The following is a 17,573-nucleotide window of genomic DNA, read 5'->3' as shown; positions in this document are numbered from 1 at the left end:
CTCCCGCCTGCGCGGGAGCGACGGTATTTCTGCTAGCGGGTTTGCACACTGCCCGCAACGCATCTGTCGCACCTCCGCATACGCCTCCTTACACGCGTCACAGACGACATCGTCGCACCCGCCCCGCACAGGGCGCACATCGACGGCATCAGCATGCGCAGCCAGTGCCGCAGGGACAAATAACGGGTCGTCATCGTGATTTCAGCCCATCATGTACACTCCCGCCATTATCCCATTCGCCCGCAGTCGACCATGGTTTCACCCCAAGCCCCCTCCAAGATGAGCGCCCCGATCGATCCGGTCCGCGTGCGCCAGCTGTTCGCCGACCCGGCCCGGGTCGCCCCGTCCGATTTCCTGCGGCGCGAGATCGCCAGCCGCATGTTCGACCGTCTCACGCTCGTCAAGACGGCGCCGCGCCAGGTCCTCGACGCCGGCTGCGGCACCGGTGTCGACATCGCAGAACTGCAGAAGCGCTACCCGGCCGCGCAGGTGCTCGGCCTGGACGCCGTGCCGGCGATGCTCGAGACCGCTGTGGCCGCCACGTCGGCGCCCCGGTCCCTGTTGAGCCGTTTGCTCCCGGCCAAAGCCGGCATCGATCTCGTTTGCGGCGACTTCGGTAACCTGCCGTTCGGTCCGAACTCGCTCGACCTGGTCTGGTCGAACCTGGCATTGCACTGGCATCCCCAGCCCGACCGCGTGTTCGCCGAGTGGCGTCGCGTGCTGCGCGTGGATGGCCTGCTGATGTTCTCGAATTTCGGTCCGGACACGTTCCGCGAACTGCGTGCCGCGTTCGCGGCGATGGACGAGACCCCGCACACGCTGCCGTTCGTCGACATGCACGACTTCGGCGACCAGCTCGTGGAAGCGGGGTTCACGACGCCCGTCATGGACATGGAACAGATCACGGTGACATACGACACGGCCGACAAGCTGCTGGCCGACGTGCGCGCGTTCGGGGTAACCCGCTCGCCACGCGCCGCCGCGGCCTCGTCGGCCGGGCGGCGTGGCAACGCATGCGCGACGCGCTGGAAGCAGGGCGCCGCGCGGACGGCAAGCTGGGCCTGACGTTCGAGGTCATCTACGGCCACGCGTTCCGGCCGGCACCGAAGACGACGGCCGCGGGCGAGGCGATCGTACGGTTCCAGCCACCCAAGCCGCGGTAAGCGGCCATGCATCCTGTATACGATCGCGGTAATTTTCCTTGAATAAAAATTACCGCTTTCAGTATAATCAAACACACTTTTTTCGACTGGATCAAAAAAGCGCTAAAAAATTAAGCATAAAGGCGTGAAGTCGAGGGTTGGAGCATCACCCGGGGATATCGGACAGCGTATTTGATGTCCCCCGCAAGCAAGGTTTGAAGGCATCGTTCATCGAGGGTCCCAGACGGTTCCCGGCTGGACGGTGTCGAGTCCCGAAGCGCCCGCCGGCGCGACGGGAAGTGGTTGCGTTTAGTTTAAAAAGGATTTCAGAACGGAAGTTGTCTTCCGTGGTTCCTCCATGGCGAGCCATAGGAGGGTCGCTTCCGTTCTAGAAATTTCTCTTCTAAAGGTGGTTGGGGACAACATGACATATGCAAAACGATTCAAAGCGTTGATGCTCGGTCTCGCAGTAGCGGCCAGCATCCCGGCGATGGCGGCTACCGAGCCCGTCATTACCGGTCGTCCATTGGAACATCAGCTCAACATGCAGGCGCCCGTGACGGGCATTGCAGCCTATATTTATAGTCTGCACAACTGGATGATGGTGGTCTGCCTGGTCATTTTCATCGGCGTGTTCGGCGTCATGTTTTACTCGGTGTTCAAGCACCGCAAATCCCTCGGCCACAAACCGGCCACCTTCCACGAATCCACCACGGTCGAGATCGCCTGGACCATCGTACCGTTCCTGATCGTCATCGGCATGGCCCTGCCGGCCACGCACGCCGTCGTGCAGATGAAGGACACCTCCAACCCGGACCTGACCATCAAGGTCACCGGCATGCAGTGGAAATGGGGCTATGACTATCTGAAGGGCGAGGGCGAAGGCATTTCGTTCCTGTCGAACCTGGCCACGCCGCGCACGCAAGTGGGCGAGCCGGGCATCGCACCGACCGAGAAGCGCACCGAGAACTACCTGCTCGAGGTCGACAACCCCGTCGTCGTCCCGGTCGGCAAGAAGGTCCGCCTCGTACTGACCGCCAACGACGTGATCCACTCGTGGACCATTCCGGCGTTCGCCGTCAAGCAGGATGCCATCCCCGGCTTCGTGCGCGACGCGTGGTTCAAGGCCGAGCAGGTGGGCACCTACCGCGGCAACTGCGTCGAGCTGTGCGGCAAGGAACACGCGTTCATGCCGATCGTCGTGAAAGTCGTCTCGGCCGAAGACTACACCGCGTGGGTCAACGGCGAGAAGACCCGCATGGCCGCGCTGGCCGACGACCCGAACAAGGTCTGGACCATCGACGAACTCAAGACGAAGGGCGACAAAGTCTACGCGGCCAACTGCGTGGCCTGCCACCAGGCCAACGGCCAGGGCGTGCCGAGCGCATTTGCCTCGCTGGTCGGTTCGCCTGTCGTCACCGGCCCCAAGGCCGAACAGATCGCCGTGCTGCTGAATGGCAAGCACAGCGGTAAGTATCCGTCGGCGATGCCGGCGTGGAAGCAGCTGTCGGATTCCGAGATCGCTTCCGTCATCACTTATACCCGCAACAGCTGGACCAACAAGGCAGACGAGAACATCGTCCAGCCTTCCGAAGTCCTGGCTGCCCGCGGCAAATAAGACAAGACAAGCAACAAGCGTTTGGATTACAGGGACCGGGCCACCCGGGTCACCGCACCCACGGCCTTGCTGTCCCGCACGACTAGGATACTGACATGACTTCCAGCACTATCGATCACACCCACGATCACGGCCACGACCACGCGCACGACCACCCGGTCGGCGCGCGCCGCTGGCTCTTTGCCACCAACCACAAGGACATCGGTACGCTGTACATGTGGTTCGCGTTCATCATGCTGCTCTCGGGCGGCGTGCTGGCGCTGATGATCCGCACCGAGCTGTTCCAGCCCGGCCTGCAGTTCTTCCGCCCCGAATTCTTCAACCAGCTGACCACCATGCACGGCATCGTGATGGTGTTCGGCGCGATCATGCCGGCCTTCGTCGGCTTCGCCAACTGGATGATCCCGCTGCAGATCGGCGCCTCCGACATGGCGTTCGCGCGCATGAACAACTTCTCGTTCTGGCTGCTGCCGCCGGCCGCGATCCTGCTGGCCGCGTCGTTCTTCGTCCCGGGCGGTGCCACCGCCGCCGGCTGGACGCTGTACGCGCCGCTGTCGACGCAGATGGGACCGGGCATGGACATGGCGATCTTCGCCCTGCACATCATGGGCGCGTCGTCGATCATGGGTTCCATTAACATCATCGTCACGATCCTGAACATGCGCGCACCGGGCCTGACCCTGATGAAGATGCCGATGTTCTGCTGGACCTGGCTGATCACCGCCTACCTGCTGATCGCCGTGATGCCCGTCCTCGCCGGCGCCATCACGATGACCCTGACCGACCGTCACTTCGGCACCTCGTTCTTCAACGCGGCCGGCGGCGGCGACCCGGTCATGTACCAGCACATCTTCTGGTTCTTCGGCCACCCCGAGGTCTACATCATGATCCTGCCGGCTTTCGGCATCGTCTCGCAGATCATCCCGGCCTTCGCCCGCAAGCCGCTGTTCGGCTACGCATCGATGGTGTACGCAACGGCTTCCATCGCGATCCTGTCGTTCATCGTGTGGGCGCACCACATGTTCACCACCGGCATGCCGGTGACGAGCCAGCTGTTCTTCATGTACGCGACGATGCTGATCGCGGTCCCGACCGGCGTGAAAGTGTTCAACTGGGTCGCCACGATGTGGAAGGGCTCGATGACGTTCGAGACCCCGATGCTGTTCGCCGTCGGCTTCATCTTCGTGTTCACGATGGGCGGCTTCACGGGCCTGATCCTGGCCGTGACCCCGATCGACATCCAGGTGCAGGACACGTATTACGTCGTCGCCCACTTCCACTACGTGCTGGTCGCCGGCTCGCTGTTCGCCCTGTTCGCCGGCTTCTACTACTGGGCACCGAAGTGGACCGGCCACATGTATCCGGAAGGCCGCGGCAAGACGCACTTCTGGCTGTCGCTGATCACCTTCAACGTCACGTTCTTCCCGATGCACTTCCTGGGCCTGGCCGGCATGCCGCGTCGTTACGCCGACTACGCCGTGCAGTTCACGGACTTCAACCAGATCGTGTCGATCGGCGCGTTCGGCTTCGGCCTGTCGCAGGTGTACTTCCTGTTCTTCGTCGTGCTGCCGACCATCCGTGGCGGCAAGCCGGCCGAAGCGAAACCGTGGGAAGGCGCGGAGGGCCTGGAGTGGACCGTGCCGAGCCCGGCACCGTTCCACACCTTCGAAACGCCGCCGCTGGTGAAGTGAGATCGCGATGGACGTCGACCGTTCGCAGCAGATCAGGAAGAACAACCGGCGCACGGCCCTGTGGCTGGCCGGGCTCGCGCTGTTCTTCTTCGTCGTGCTGTTCGTCAAGCGCCTGTGGCTGAACTGAGGTTGTCATGCAAGCGGAAACGAATGCAGGCCGCCACGAGGACAGTGGCCGCCTGCGTCTGAATCGCACGACCTTGATCAAGCTGATCGTCGTTGCGGGCATTATGTTCGGCTTCGGCTACGCACTGGTGCCGATCTACCGCCAGGTGTGCGAGGCGCTCGGCATCAACGTGCTCACGCAGAAGGACGGCACGGTGGCGCCGCCGACCAATAGCCAGGTGGACCTGGCGCGCACGATCACGGTGGAACTGGACGGCAACGCCCAAGGCCCGTGGCGCTTCCGCCCGACGCAGCGCAGCATCGACGTGCACCCGGGCGAGATGGCGACCGTCGTCTACGAAGTGGTGAACACGCAGGACCGCACGGTGAAGGCGCAAGCCATCCCGAGCTACGCGCCGCAGTCCGCGACGCCGCATTTTAAAAAGGTCGAATGCTTCTGCTTCAAGGAGCAGGTGCTGAAACCGCACGAGGCGCGCCAGATGCCGGTCGTGTTCTTCATCGACCCGAAGCTGCCGCGTGAAGTGAAGAACATCACGCTGTCGTACACGTTCTTTGAAATCGGTGGCGCCGTGACGGCGCAGAAATGACATGGCCAACGACGAGCAACGCGAACCTGAAAAAACCGCGTCGTTCGGCGCCACGATGAAGGCCGTGTTCTGGTCGTTCTTCGGCGTACGCAAGCGCCGCGACTACGAGCACGACGCGGCCAACCTGAACCCGATCCACGTGATCGTGGGCGGGCTGATCGGGGTGGCGCTGTTCATCGGCATCCTGGTGTTCGTCGTGCGCATGGTCGTCGCAAAAAGTTAAAACACACAGCAAAACGAAAGCAGGGAAGCGCAGTACCCGAAATTCGAAACAATGCTTGATTGAGGAGATATACATGAGTTCGCCCCATTCCGCGCCGTACTACTTCATCCCAGGCCCATCGCGCTGGCCGATGGCAGCCGGCATCTCGATGCTGGTCACGATGGCCGGCGCTTCCGGCTGGGTCAACGGCACCGCCTGGGGACCCGGCGTGTGCACCGCCGGCATCGTCGCGATGCTGATCGTGCTGTATAACTGGTTCGGCGACGCCATCGGCGAGTCCGAATCCGGCAAGTACGGCGAGCGCATCGACCTGTCCTACCGCTGGTCGATGAGCTGGTTCATCTTTTCCGAGGTGATGTTCTTCGGCGCCTTCTTCGGCGCGCTGTTCTACGCACGGGCGATCTCGATGCCGTGGCTGTCCGACCTGGACCACAAGGTCATCTGGCCGGACTATTCGGGCCACTGGGGCAACATCGGCCCGGCCGGCACCGTGGAGCAGTTCAGCACGATGGGCCCGTTCCCGATCCCGACCATCAACACGGCACTGCTGCTGACGTCGGGCGTGACCCTGACGATCGCCCACCACGCACTGCGCGCCGGCCACCGTGCCCGCACGGCGCTGTTCCTGTTCGCGACGATCCTGCTGGGCGCCATCTTCATGGGCTTCCAGGCCTATGAATACCACCACGCGTACAGCGAACTGAACCTGAAGCTGACCTCGGGCATCTACGGCTCGACGTTCTTCATGCTCACGGGCTTCCACGGCTTCCACGTGACGATGGGTGCGATCATGCTGTCGGTCGTGCTGTACCGCGTGCTGCGCGGTCACTTCACGCCGGAACACCATTTCGGGTTCGAAGGCGCGGCGTGGTACTGGCACTTCGTCGACGTCGTGTGGCTGGGCTTGTACGTCGTCGTGTACTGGCTGTAAGGCGAGCCATCAGGAACCACAAGAGACCGTCGTTCCCGCCCGCGCGGGAACGACGTTTCTTTTAGTGGAGTCCCTTCGGCTGGATCCACCCCATCTTGTACGAGAACAGCACGAACAGGAACAGCGTGATCGACAGCCCGACCCGCATCGCCAGCGCCTGCACGGTGCGGTTGCTGCGGCCCTTGTCGCGCATCAGGAAGAAGAGGGCGGAGGCGAGGCTGCCGATGATGAGCACGAAGGCGATGGCGACGACGGTTTTCATGGGCGGCCGGTAGAAGTTGTTTGGGTTGTACGATCATTGTATGCGACTGAGCTTCCGTTTCAGAACCATTCCTTTCCTCGCGACGCTCGTGCTGGTCGCGGTCGGCATCCTGCTCGGCAACTGGCAGGTGCGCCGCGCCGCGGAGAAGACCACGCTGCAGACCCGGCTCACGCAGCGCGCCGCGTTGCCGCCGCTCGTGCTGGACGGGAAGCCGGTCGATCCCGCTGCCGTCGAATATCGTCGTGTCATTGTGACCGGGGAATTCGTCCCCAACTGGCCGCTGTTCCTCGACAATCGCCCGCTCGAAGGCCGCACCGGATTCATTGTGCTGATGCCGTTTAGAATAGCGGGTGGCGATGACGTCGTCCTCGTCGCGCGCGGCTGGGTCCCGCGCGACCCGGCCGTGCACGATCGCGTGCCCCAGGTGGCGACGCCGAGCGGCCGTACGACCATCGAAGGCCTGGCTGTTCTGCATCCGGCGCGTGTGATGGAACTCGGCAAGGCGCCGCCGCCCCGGCCCGGCTCCATCGTCCAGAACGTCGACCCGGCCGGCTTCGCCCAGGCGAGCAGCCTGCGCACGTTGCCCGTGCTGGTCGAGCAAACGAATGCGGACGGCTCCGACCTCATCCGCAAATGGCCGGCCCCCGCGGTCGACGTCGACCGCAACAAGGGCTATGCATTCCAGTGGTATGCGCTGGCCGCGATGGCCTTTCTATTTTTTGTAATGACAGGATTTCGAAGTGGAACCAAACAAGCTGGCTGAACCGGCAATCGACCCGAAGCGCGCCCGCAAGCGCGGCCGCTGGATGCTGTGGCTGGTGCTGCTCGTGTGCGCATCGCCGATGATCGCGTCGTACTTCACCTATTACGTCATCAAGCCCGAAAAGCGCAATAACTACGGCACCCTGATCGACCAGCGCGCCCACCCGGTGCCCGCGCTGGCGACGACCACGCTGGACGGCCGGCCGCAGGCGCTGGAACAGTTCAAGGGCAAGTGGGTCATGCTGATGGTCGGCTCGGGCGCGTGCCCGGAGGTGTGCCAGAAGCAGTTGTTCGCGCTGCGCCAACTGCGCCTGATGCAGGGGAAGGAAGCCGACCGCATCGAACGCGTCTGGCTCATCACCGACCAGGAACCGCTGGACACGCTGATCATCCGCGAATACGACGGCACGCACATGCTGCGCGCCGACGCCGCGACGGTGACGCAGTGGCTGCCGGTCGATAGCGGCACGACGCCGGCCGACCACATCTACCTGATCGACCCGCTGGGCCACCTGATGATGCGCTTCCCGAAGGATCCGCAGCTGCAGGAAGTGCGCAAGGTGTACAAGGACATCTACAAGCTGTTGAAGGCCTCGGCCGTCGGGTAAAGCGTTATGGACGTTTCGAATTTCATCCTGCTGGCCCTGACCGGCATCCTGGCGGCCAGCGTGCCGCTCGCGCTCGTGTGGACGGCCACCGGCACGCACAAATACCGCAAGCTGGCGTGGGTGATCGCGTTCTTCACGTTCGACCTGATCGTGTTCGGCGGTTTTACGCGCCTGACGGATTCCGGCCTCGGCTGCCCGGACTGGCCCGGCTGCTACGGCGAAGCGAACCCGTTCCTCGCGCACGAACACATCGCCGCGGCCGAGGCGCTGATGCCCACCGGTCCCGTGACGAAAGTGAAAGCGTGGATCGAGATGATCCACCGCTTCCTCGCCATGGGCATCGGCTTCCTGATCATCGGGTTGATGGTCGCGTCGTGGCTGGAATGGCGGCGCGCCCGCTCGCGTGGCACGCGCCCCACGCACGGGCCCGCGCTCCCTACCGTGCTATTCCTGTGGGTGTGCGTGCAGGGCGCGTTCGGCGCCTGGACCGTCACCCTGAAACTGCAGCCGATCATCGTGACCCTGCACCTGCTGTTCGGCCTGACCCTGCTGGCGCTGGCCGTGTGGCTGGCCGGGCGCGAGGACAACCTGCTGGCCCCGCCGCCGGCTGCCCCGGCGCCTGTGTTGCGCAAGCTGCGACCGCTGGCCTGGCTGTCCGGTGCCGTGCTGCTTGTGCAATTGGCATTGGGCGGATGGGTGAGTACCAATTACGCGACACTGGCGTGCAGCGATTTCCCGCTTTGTAATGGACAAATTGTCCCAGAGATGGATTGGCAACATGGCTTCACCTTGTGGCGCGAGCTGGGCAAGACGGCGGCCGGGCATTACTTACCGTTTTCCGCGCTGACGGCGATTCACTGGGTGCACCGCAACTTCGCGCTCGTCGTCGTCCTCGTACTGGGCTATACGGCGTGGCGTGCATGGCGTCTGCCGGGCCTGCACGGCACGGCGCGCAACCTCGTGCTGGTGCTTGTCGCCCAGGCAACGACGGGCATCGCGACGGTGTTTTTGAACTTCCCGTTGCCGATTGCGGTGCTCCACAACGCGGGGGCGGCTGGCCTCGTCCTTCTGGTGACCATGTTAAACTACAAGGTACAGTATCAACTCGAGCTGGCGCTGCGCAGTCCACGACGTGAGGCGGCGACGTCCGCGAGCCACCCATGATTACGCAAACCGCCATCCACAAACCGCCCAGCCGCGTCTCGCAGTACTGGGCGCTGACCAAGCCGCGCGTCACGCAGCTGGCCGTCTTCTGCGCCGTGATCGGCATGTTCCTCGCCACCGACGGTTTCCCGGGCTGGCACGTGCTCGTCTGGGGCACGATCGGCATCTGGCTGCTGGCCGGCGCCGCGTTCGCCGTGAACTGCCTGATCGAGGCGGAAGTCGACGCCCGCATGGCCCGCACGGCGCGCCGCGCCACCGCGATGGGCGAGCTGTCGACCACGCAGGTCCTGATCTTTTCCGCGATCATCGGCGGTGCCGGCATGGGCATCCTGTACACGATGATCAATCCGCTGACGATGTGGCTGACGTTCGTCACCTTCGTCGGCTATGCGCTGATCTACACGATCCTGCTGAAACCGAACACGCCGCAGAACATCGTCATCGGCGGTCTTTCCGGCGCGATGCCGCCGGCCCTCGGCTGGGCCGCCGTCGCGAATACGGTGCCGATGGAAGCCTGGCTGCTCGTACTCATCATCTTCGTCTGGACCCCGCCGCATTTCTGGGCGCTCGCGATGTACCGCCGCGACGACTACGTGCGTTCCGGCCTGCCGATGCTGCCCGTCACGCACGGCATGCAGTACACGGGCCAGCAGGTGTGGCTGTACTCCGTCGCGCTGGCGGCGTGCACCCTGTTCCCGTTCGCCGTCGGCATGAGCGGCGTCGTCTACCTCGCGGCGGCCGTCGTCCTGAACGCGATCTTCCTGCGCTACGGCTGGATGATCCACAAGCACTACAGCGACCAGGTCGCGCGCAAGGCCTTCGCCTGGTCCATCGTCTACCTGTCGCTGCTGTTCGCGGCGCTGCTCGTCGACCACTACGTGAAACACTACCTGCCGATCTGATGATGAAAAAACTGCTGCCCCTGCTTGTCGCCGCCTGCGCGCTGACCGTTTCCCTCGCCGCATGCGACAAGCTGCCGGGCAAGCAGAAGGAATCCTTCCAGAACACCGACGTCACGGGCCTCGATTACGCGAAAGGCTTTACGCTGACCGACCACACGGGCAAGGCGCGCACCCTGGCCGACTTCAAGGGCAAGGCCGTCGTCGTCTTCTTCGGCTACACGCAATGTCCGGACGTGTGCCCGACCACGATGGCGGAAATGGCCACCGTGATGCAGAAACTGGGACCGCTGGCCGACCAGGTGCAGGTGCTGTTCATCACCCTCGACCCCGAGCGCGACACGCAGGAACTGCTGGCCAACTACGTGCCCGCGTTCGACAAGCGCTTCATCGGCCTGCGCGGCACGCCCGAGCAGACGGCGAAGACGGCCAAGGAATTCAAGGTGTTCTACTCGAAGGTGCCGGGCACGGACCCGGGCAGCTACACGATCGACCACACGGCCGGCAGCTACGTCTTCGACCGTGACGGCCGCCTGCGCCTGTTCATCCGCCATGGCCAGGGCCCCGATCCTATCGTGCACGATCTGCGTGAGTTATTATCCTGACATCGTAATCACCCGATGATCAGGTTGAATGGACAAGCGACCAGGTAGGAACTACACGCGCGCCGGCGTGGTCATTTTACTGACGCTCGGCTGCCTCTACGTTCTGCAACCCTTCCTGGCCGCGATCCTGTTCGCGGCCGCCGTCGTCATCTCGTCCTGGCCCCTGTACCAGCGGCTGCTGGTGCGCCTGCGCGGCCGGCGCACGCTCACCGCGTTGACGATGACACTGAGTCTCACACTGCTGGTGATCATCCCGCTGGCGCTCGTCGCGTACAACCTCGCGGACAACGTGGCGTCGTCGTTCGACCAGATCCGCGCCGCGCTGAACCATGGCGAGCTGCTGCCGCCCGCATGGATCCGCGACATCCCGCTCGTCGGCGACCAGCTCGACAACTACCTGCGCCAACTGGTCGCCAGCCGCGACCGCATGATGGAACTCGCGCGCCGCATGGTCGAACCGGCGCGGCATGCGCTGCTGTCCGGGGGAATCATGCTGGGCACGGGCGTCGCGCAGATGAGCCTCGCCGCGTTCGTCAGCTTCTTCTTTTATCGCGACGGCGAAGCGCTGATGGCCGTCATCAAGGCCGCCATGCACCGCATCATGGACGAGGAGGCGGAATCCGTCGCGGAGATCGTCAGCCAGACCGTACGCGGCGTGATGTACGGCCTGCTCGGCACGGCGCTCGCGCAGGCGCTCGTCGCGGCGCTGGGCTTTTTCATCGCGGGCGTGCCCGCGGTGCCGCTGCTGTCGGTGCTCGTGTTCGTGTCTTCCCTGATTCCCGTCGGGCCGCCGATCGTGTGGGGCGGCGCGGCCGTCTGGCTGTTCGCGCAGGGCGAGACGGGGTGGGCCATCTTCATGCTCGTGTGGGGCTTCTTCCTGATCAGCGGCGTCGACAACGTCGTGCGCCCGATGCTGATCAGCCGCGGATCGAGCCTGCCGTTCCTGCTGACCTTACTGGGCGTGCTGGGCGGCGTGATCGCGTTCGGCTTCGTCGGCATGTTCATCGGGCCGACCCTGCTGGCGGTGGGCTACTCGCTGATGAGCGGATGGACCCATACGAAGGATCCGATCGTCAGGCAGAACGGCAACGGCGTCTAGCGCCGGTTCCACACGTGCCCGCCCAGCACCGCGAGCACGCCGAGGCCCGCCCACGCAAGGCTCGATGCGATCGTCGCATTGCCGTGGAAGCCGACGATGTCCGCCCACGCGCCGCGGCTTACGTTGACGCTCACATACAGCCCGAACAGGAACAGCGCGAGGAAGGTGCGCGACGTGCCGCTCGTGCGACCCGCGAAGCTCGCGAATGCGGCCAGCGCGAACACGCCGCAGAAGAGGGCGCCGGCGCGCAGCGGGTCCGCCACGGCCAGGTGCAGCACGGCGACGCCGGTGAACATCAGCCCCAGCACGAGGCTGGCCAGGAACTGGCGCCAGTAGCGGCGCGCGGCACCGCCCGGGACGGCCGCGCCCATGCCCGCCAGCGCGGCGTCGCCGTCGCGCGTGGACAGGTCGCTCACGAGGATGCCCCAGTACGCGACGCATACGAGCGTGAACGGTGCCAGCGCTTCCACGCCGAGCACCAGCGCGGGCACCTGGACCGCCAGCAGCAGCGCGATCGCGGACGGCGATGCGGCCAAGGTCAGCGCGACGTCGGCCAGCGCCTGGCCCGCGATACCGGGCACGCGGGCGGCGAGGCCGAACAGCGGATCGACGAGGCGGGCGAGGGGACGCAGCCAGCCGTCGACGACGGCCAGCGGCGAACGCCTGGCGCGTCCTTTGCCGGGCTTGACGCGGTCCGGTGAAAAGCGGTGAAACAGCGGCAGCGCGAGCAGCAGCGGGATCAGCGCCAGCAGCGCCGCGAGGCAGCGCGCGCCGGCGATGGGTGTCGTCCACACCCACGTCGGCAGCGTCAACGCCGCCTTGTGCGGATCGTAATTCGCGATGCCGAGCATCAGGCCGTCCTTGACGTCGACGTGGGCCGCGAGGGCTGCGATGACGGCACTCGTCCCCGTGAAGTCGGCCGGAATGGCGGCCGGATGCAAGCCCTCCGCCACGGCGGGCAGCAGGGCCATCTGGCCGACCCACACGAAGAAGTACAGCACATCGCCCTTCTTGCCCATCAGCGGCGCCCAGGCGTCGAACAGGGTCGCGCAGCCGGCCGTGAACAGGATCATCGGCCCCAGCACGAGCGCATAGGTCTGCAGGTAGACCAGCGGTTCGATGGGGCCGTCGCCGCGAATGGCGTGGCACAGCAGCACCGTGGCCATGAAGGCACCGGTGAGCGCCGTCAGGTACAGCACGCCGCCGCACCAGCGCGCGACGACGAACAGTGCGCCGCCGTTGCCGCTCGCGCCGATGACGGACCCGGCGCCGCTGCGCAGGTCTTCCGCGACGCGTCCGCGCAGCAGGAAGAAGCCGGCGAGCGCCAGCACCAGGGTCGCCAGCGCCGCGCTGCCGAGCGCCAGCGCGGAACTCGTGTACAGCACGCGCGCGCCGCTGACCGCGATGAGCGTCAGGCCGTCGGCCGGGTCGGAGATCATCATCCAGCTGAGCGCGACGACGGCGAGCAGGGTGACGAGCGTGGACAGCCGGCGCAGCCGCACGCGTGCTTCCAGCAGCGCCAGCGTGCGGATGGTATGGAGCGACGCGTTCATGCCGCTTCCTTCACGGCGTAACGTTGCGCCATCAGCGCTTCTTCCAGGCTCGGCTCGCAGGGCTGCGCGCCGGCGCAGGGCGGCGTCGGATGGGCGATGCGCAGGCTGACCCGTTCGCCCTGGCGCAGCGCGTGCAGCACGTGCGTCGTCGAGCGCAGCATCTCGTATTCGTCGGCATCCACGCTGGCCGACCACACCTGGCCGCGCGCGCGGCCGAGGATGGCGTCCGGCGTGTCGCACGCGACGAGCCGGCTGCTGCGCATGATCGCCAGCTGGCCCGCGATGCTTTCGACGTCGGACACGATGTGTGTCGAGATGATCACGAGTTTATTGAAACCCAGGTCGGCCAGCAGGTTGCGGAAGCGCAGGCGCTCTTCCGGATCGAGGCCGGCGGTCGGCTCGTCGACGACGAGAATGTCCGGATCGTTCAGCAGCGCCTGCGCGATGCCCAGGCGGCGCAGCATGCCGCCCGAGAACGTGCTGGCCATGCGGTGCGCCTGGTCGTGCAGGTTGACGAGTTCCAGCAGGCGGCGGATGCGGGCCGGGTCGCGCACGCCCTTGAGGGCTGCGAAATAGCGCATGAATTCGAGCGCCGTCACGTTGCGGTAGACGCCGAAGTCCTGCGGCAGGTAGCCCAGCCGGTTGCGGATCGCATCGGGTTGCGCCACGACGTCGGTGCCGTCGAACAGGATGCGGCCGCCGCTCGGCTTCGTCAGCGTGGCGATCATCTGCATCAACGTCGTCTTGCCGGCGCCGTTATGGCCGATCAGGCCGACGACGCCCGGTTCGAGGCGCAGCGAGACGTCGGCGACGGCCGTGACGTGCTTGCCGAAGGTCTTGGTGACGTTGTGCAGTTCCAGCATGGCGGGCTTTCTACGGTGGCGATGATGCCAATGTAGACTTGCCCGGATCGGCGTGCCCGCACCGTGCGATGGAATGCGTATTCGGCGGTATGAGCGGTGCCGTGGCCTTCTATAATGAAGGTCCCGAACCTTTTGCGAAACGTGCCGATGGACCGACTGGCGCTGATGGAAACCTTTGTCCGTACCGTGGAAACCGGTTCGTTTTCCGGCGCGGCGCGGCGGCTGGGTGTCGGCCAGCCGGCCGTGTCGAAAGCGGTCGCGCAACTGGAAGACCATTTGCAGACACGATTGCTGTTGCGCTCCACGCGCGGCCTGACGCCGACGGAAGCCGGCCAGGCGTATTACGAGGCGGCCTTGCGCGCCATCGCCCTGGCCGACGAAGCCGACAGCGCGGCGCGCGGCGCGGGCGCCGAACTCGCCGGCCGGCTGCGCGTATGCGCCGCAGTGACGTTCGCGCGCCTGCACGTGATCCCGCACCTGAAGCGCTTCCTGGACGCGCATCCGGCGCTCGACGTCGACGTCGTGCTGGACGACCGCAACATCGACCTGCTGGAGCACGGCATCGACGTCGCCCTGCGCATGGGCGACCTGGGCGACTCGTCGATGACGGCGCGCCGCCTCGCTACTGGCCGCCGCGTCGTCGTGGCGACCCCGCGCTACCTGGCCGAACGCGGCGTTCCCGCGACCCCGGCCGACCTCGCGCGGCACGACACCGTGACGTATTTGCAGGACATCGGCGCGGGCGGCAGCTGGTCGTTCCGGCGCGGCGACACGGAACTGTCGGTCGCGGTCGGCGGCCGGCTGCGCGTGAGCGCGGCGGAAGGCGTGCGCGCGGCCGTGTGCGCGGACATGGGCATCGCCGTCGCGTCCGAGTGGATGTTCGGGCCCGAACTGGCGCGCGGCGACGTGACCGCCATCCTCACCGACTGGACCCTGCCCACGATAGCCCTGTGGGCGGTGTATCCGTCGGGCCGCCTGTCCAGCGCGAAGGCGCGCGCGTTCGCCGCCTTCGTCCAGGACATCATGCAGACAGACGCTCCAGTACCGGCAGCAGATTCTCCGGCTCCGGCCGCTGCGTATAGTCCGGATTGACCTCGGCGTAGGCGATGATCCCGTCGCGGCCGATCACGTAGCGGGCCGGCATGGGCAGCGTCCATCCCGGGTCGCCGTTGAACGCGGGCAGGTCGTTCTTGAGCTGCCTGTACAACTCGACGAGATAGTCCGGCAGCGCGAAGCGCAGGCCGAACGCGGCCGCGACCTCGTTGCCGCCGTCGCTCAAAATCGGAAACGACAGCCCGTTCTGGCGCAGCGACTTGCGACTGTTGGCGGCCGTCTGCGGCGAGATGGCGACGAGCGATGCGCCCAGTTCCCGGAACCGCGGCAGCGTTTCTTCCAGTGCCTGCAGTTCGAGATTGCAGTACGGGCACCACACGCCGCGATAGAAGCTCATGACCAGGGGACCGGCGGCCAGCAGGTCGGCCGACGATACCGGCTTGCCGTCCGGGTCGGGGAGGGTGAATGCGGGCGCGCGGTCGCCCGCCTTGAGCGCCCGGCCGGCCTGGCCGGAGGCGATCAGTTCGGCAGTGGCGCGTTCCATGATCGGGTGGATCTCCGGCGGGGCGAAGTACGGCGCCTTGCCGGCCTTGAAGTCGGCCTTGAAGGCATCGAGTCTGGCTTGCAGCGTCATGACGGTCTCCTCGCTCACAGTGCCGGCGCGGCCGGGAAATCGACGGGCACGTTCGTCAGCGCATGCAGGTAGTTCGTGATGATCTTGTCGCCGACGACCATCACGACGTCCACCAGATGGCCCGCGTCGTAGCCGGCCGCGATGAACGCGTCCACGGCGGCGGGTGCGGCGCGGCCGCGGTTGCGCGTGATGTCGGCGGCCAGACGGGCCAGCGCATCGAGCCGCTCGTCGAACGACGCGCCGCCCTTGCGGATCTCGATGATCTGGTCGGAGGTGAAGCCGACCATGCCGCCGATGACGGTGTGGGCCGCGAGGCAGTAGGCGCACTCGTTGACCTGGCTGACGACCAGGTTGACGACTTCACGCTCCTTCGCGCTCAGCGAGCTTTTGCCGTTTTGCAGAGTGAGGTAGTTGCCGAGCGCATGGTCGGAATGGGCGAGCGTGGCATACAGGTTGGGCACCATGCCCAGCTTTTTCTCGAGCTGTTCGAAGATGGCGCGGTTGGCCGGGGAAACGGATGCTGCGGTGGGAACGGTAAAGGTTGTCATGGTCTATCCTCGTTGTGGTTGAGTGGTGCAACGGGATCGACTATGCGCGTTGCGCCCGGCGCGCAGTAGCCGCCGGGCGGGCATACCATTTATTCCGCGGACAGGGGAACCAGCCGCGCCGGACGGGCGCCCGCCGTCCACCGTGCCCGCAGCCACATGAACGGCGTCTCCACGCAGCGGTACAGCACCCAGCCGCCGGCGATGCCCGCCCCCATGACGGCGACGACGGCCGCGGGCGCGCCCGCATCGATGTGCAGGCGCTCGATGTGCGGCCGCAGCGCCATGAACACGGGCTTGTGCACGAGGTAGACGGCGTACGACCACAGCGCGAGCTGCGACGCGCCGGGGATGTCGATGCGGTTCAGGATGCAGGCCGGGGACAGCGCCGCGCAGGTCAGCAGCGCAAAGCCGATCGACAGCAGCGAAAAGCCGAACGTGGACGTGACGGGCGTCGTCGGCCAGTCGAGGTGGATGCAGGTCAGGATGCCGACGCTCAGCGCGAGGCCCGCCGCGCATAACGCGTTCGCGTGGCGCAGCAGGCGCTCGAACGCGTGCGGATGGAAGTTGCGCAGCAGGGCGATGGCGACGCCGGGCAGCAGTTCGTCGGCGCGGCAGAAGCTCGAGTAATAGACCTCGGCCGAGAAGGCGTCGTGCCCGTTCAGCGCGTATGCCGCGGCGCGTGTGGCCATGCCCGCGACGATACCGCCCACCAGCAGGCCCCAGGCCAGCCGCACGGGAAAGCCGAGGCGCGCCAGCGCCAGCACGACGAGGGGCAGCAGCAGATAAAACTGCTCCTCGATGCACAGCGACCAGGAATGCGTGAACGTCTGGCCGTAGGCGAGCCCGAAGTTCTGCGTGAACGTCAGGAAGCGCCACGGCTCCGCCATGCTCGAACCGCCGAGCGGCGGACCGGGGAACAGCCAGTACACGGCCAGCACGACGTAGTAATTGGGCAGCGTGCGCAGCAGCCGACGTACGAAGAAGGCCTTCAGCGACAGCGGTTCGCCCCGAGCGGCGGGCGCCAGCAGCTGGTTGCCGATCAGGTAGCCGCTCAGCACGAAGAACAGGTCGACGCCGGCCCAGCCGACCTTGCCGACGACGCCGAACGTGGGTGCGTGGCTGACGAAGCCCATGTAATGGCTCATCAGGACGAGGAGGATGGCGGCGGCGCGCAGCAGGTCGAGGCCGCGCAGGCGGGAAGTCAA

The 17,573-nt window shown here is 65.8% G+C and carries 19 protein-coding genes and 1 pseudogene; 14 read left to right on the top strand and 6 right to left on the bottom strand.

The window, feature by feature from the left end:
- Positions 1–279 precede the first annotated feature (279 nt).
- From P0M04_RS03730 to P0M04_RS03700, 7 genes and pseudogenes are all read left to right on the top strand, one after another.
- Positions 280–1,163 (top strand): annotated as a pseudogene (locus P0M04_RS03730) (methyltransferase domain-containing protein).
- Between the two features lie 403 nt (positions 1,164–1,566).
- A complete protein-coding gene (coxB, locus tag P0M04_RS03725) occupies positions 1,567–2,760 on the top strand; it encodes a cytochrome c oxidase subunit II (protein ID WP_259448697.1) in 1,194 nt (397 codons plus the stop codon).
- A gap of 95 nt (positions 2,761–2,855) precedes the next feature.
- Positions 2,856–4,451 carry a cytochrome c oxidase subunit I gene (gene ctaD / locus P0M04_RS03720; RefSeq protein ID WP_259448698.1) on the top strand — a complete coding sequence of 532 codons (1,596 nt, stop codon included), beginning with the start codon at positions 2,856–2,858 and terminating at the stop codon, positions 4,449–4,451.
- 7 nt (positions 4,452–4,458) lie between these two features.
- Complete coding sequence (locus P0M04_RS03715) at positions 4,459–4,578, top strand: cytochrome oxidase small assembly protein (RefSeq protein WP_229481793.1); 120 nt, start codon at positions 4,459–4,461, stop codon at positions 4,576–4,578.
- Between the two features lie 7 nt (positions 4,579–4,585).
- On the top strand, positions 4,586–5,164 hold the full coding sequence (locus tag P0M04_RS03710) for a cytochrome c oxidase assembly protein (RefSeq protein WP_259448699.1): 579 nt from the start codon (positions 4,586–4,588) through the stop codon (positions 5,162–5,164).
- A gap of 1 nt (position 5,165) precedes the next feature.
- A complete protein-coding gene (locus P0M04_RS03705) occupies positions 5,166–5,387 on the top strand; it encodes a DUF2970 domain-containing protein (protein ID WP_259448700.1) in 222 nt (73 codons plus the stop codon).
- A 73-nt stretch (positions 5,388–5,460) separates the two neighbouring features.
- A complete protein-coding gene (locus P0M04_RS03700; protein WP_259448701.1) occupies positions 5,461–6,318 on the top strand; it encodes a cytochrome c oxidase subunit 3 in 858 nt (285 codons plus the stop codon).
- A 61-nt stretch (positions 6,319–6,379) separates the two neighbouring features.
- On the opposite strand, the gene P0M04_RS03695 is transcribed toward P0M04_RS03700, so the two are convergent.
- A complete protein-coding gene (locus tag P0M04_RS03695) occupies positions 6,380–6,580 on the bottom strand; it encodes a twin transmembrane helix small protein (RefSeq protein ID WP_105380371.1) in 201 nt (66 codons plus the stop codon).
- Positions 6,581–6,620: 40 nt separating this feature from the next.
- Here P0M04_RS03695 and P0M04_RS03690 point away from each other — a divergent pair, with 40 nt between their 5' ends.
- From P0M04_RS03690 to P0M04_RS03665, 6 genes are read left to right on the top strand one after another with little or no spacing between them, the layout of a single operon-like run.
- Complete coding sequence (locus P0M04_RS03690) at positions 6,621–7,343, top strand: SURF1 family protein (protein WP_259448702.1); 723 nt, start codon at positions 6,621–6,623, stop codon at positions 7,341–7,343.
- A complete protein-coding gene (locus P0M04_RS03685) occupies positions 7,321–7,950 on the top strand; it encodes an SCO family protein (RefSeq protein WP_371877272.1) in 630 nt (209 codons plus the stop codon). Before P0M04_RS03690 ends, P0M04_RS03685 begins: the two co-directional genes overlap by 23 nt.
- A 6-nt stretch (positions 7,951–7,956) precedes the next feature.
- A complete protein-coding gene (locus P0M04_RS03680) occupies positions 7,957–9,114 on the top strand; it encodes a COX15/CtaA family protein (protein ID WP_259448703.1) in 1,158 nt (385 codons plus the stop codon).
- Positions 9,111–10,016, top strand: coding sequence for a heme o synthase (cyoE, locus tag P0M04_RS03675; RefSeq protein ID WP_259448704.1), 906 nt, complete (start codon positions 9,111–9,113; stop codon positions 10,014–10,016). The genes P0M04_RS03680 and cyoE overlap by 4 nt, the downstream gene beginning before the upstream one ends.
- 2 nt (positions 10,017–10,018) lie before the next feature.
- Positions 10,019–10,618: an SCO family protein gene (locus tag P0M04_RS03670; RefSeq protein ID WP_259449141.1), complete on the top strand. Its 600-nt coding sequence runs from the start codon at positions 10,019–10,021 to the stop codon at positions 10,616–10,618.
- A gap of 28 nt (positions 10,619–10,646) precedes the next feature.
- Positions 10,647–11,717, top strand: a complete 1,071-nt coding sequence (locus tag P0M04_RS03665) for an AI-2E family transporter (RefSeq protein WP_259448705.1) — start codon at positions 10,647–10,649, stop codon at positions 11,715–11,717.
- Here the strand turns inward: P0M04_RS03665 and P0M04_RS03660 are convergent.
- Positions 11,714–13,270, bottom strand: a complete 1,557-nt coding sequence (locus tag P0M04_RS03660) for a hypothetical protein (protein WP_259448706.1) — start codon at positions 13,268–13,270, stop codon at positions 11,714–11,716. The genes P0M04_RS03665 and P0M04_RS03660 overlap by 4 nt on opposite strands.
- Positions 13,267–14,133, bottom strand: coding sequence for an ABC transporter ATP-binding protein (locus P0M04_RS03655; protein ID WP_259448707.1), 867 nt, complete (start codon positions 14,131–14,133; stop codon positions 13,267–13,269). The genes P0M04_RS03660 and P0M04_RS03655 overlap by 4 nt, the downstream gene beginning before the upstream one ends.
- Positions 14,134–14,280: 147 nt before the next feature.
- Here P0M04_RS03655 and P0M04_RS03650 point away from each other — a divergent pair, with 147 nt between their 5' ends.
- A complete protein-coding gene (locus tag P0M04_RS03650; RefSeq protein ID WP_259448708.1) occupies positions 14,281–15,225 on the top strand; it encodes a LysR family transcriptional regulator in 945 nt (314 codons plus the stop codon).
- Here P0M04_RS03650 and P0M04_RS03645 read toward each other — a convergent pair.
- From P0M04_RS03645 to P0M04_RS03635, 3 genes are all read right to left on the bottom strand, one after another.
- A complete protein-coding gene (locus P0M04_RS03645) occupies positions 15,155–15,820 on the bottom strand; it encodes a peroxiredoxin-like family protein (RefSeq protein ID WP_259448709.1) in 666 nt (221 codons plus the stop codon). The two genes, P0M04_RS03650 and P0M04_RS03645, sit on opposite strands and share 71 nt — an antisense overlap.
- 14 nt (positions 15,821–15,834) lie before the next feature.
- Complete coding sequence (locus P0M04_RS03640) at positions 15,835–16,368, bottom strand: carboxymuconolactone decarboxylase family protein (RefSeq protein WP_259448710.1); 534 nt, start codon at positions 16,366–16,368, stop codon at positions 15,835–15,837.
- Positions 16,369–16,457: 89 nt separating this feature from the next.
- Positions 16,458–17,573 (bottom strand): acyltransferase family protein, encoded by a 1,116-nt coding sequence (locus P0M04_RS03635; protein ID WP_259448711.1) that lies wholly within the window; start codon positions 17,571–17,573, stop codon positions 16,458–16,460.

It is taken from the genome of Telluria mixta (assembly GCF_029223865.1).
GTDB lineage: Bacteria > Pseudomonadota > Gammaproteobacteria > Burkholderiales > Burkholderiaceae_D > Telluria > Telluria mixta.
Note: the sequence above shows the minus strand (reverse complement) of the source record. Positions and strands in the feature narration are given on the sequence as shown.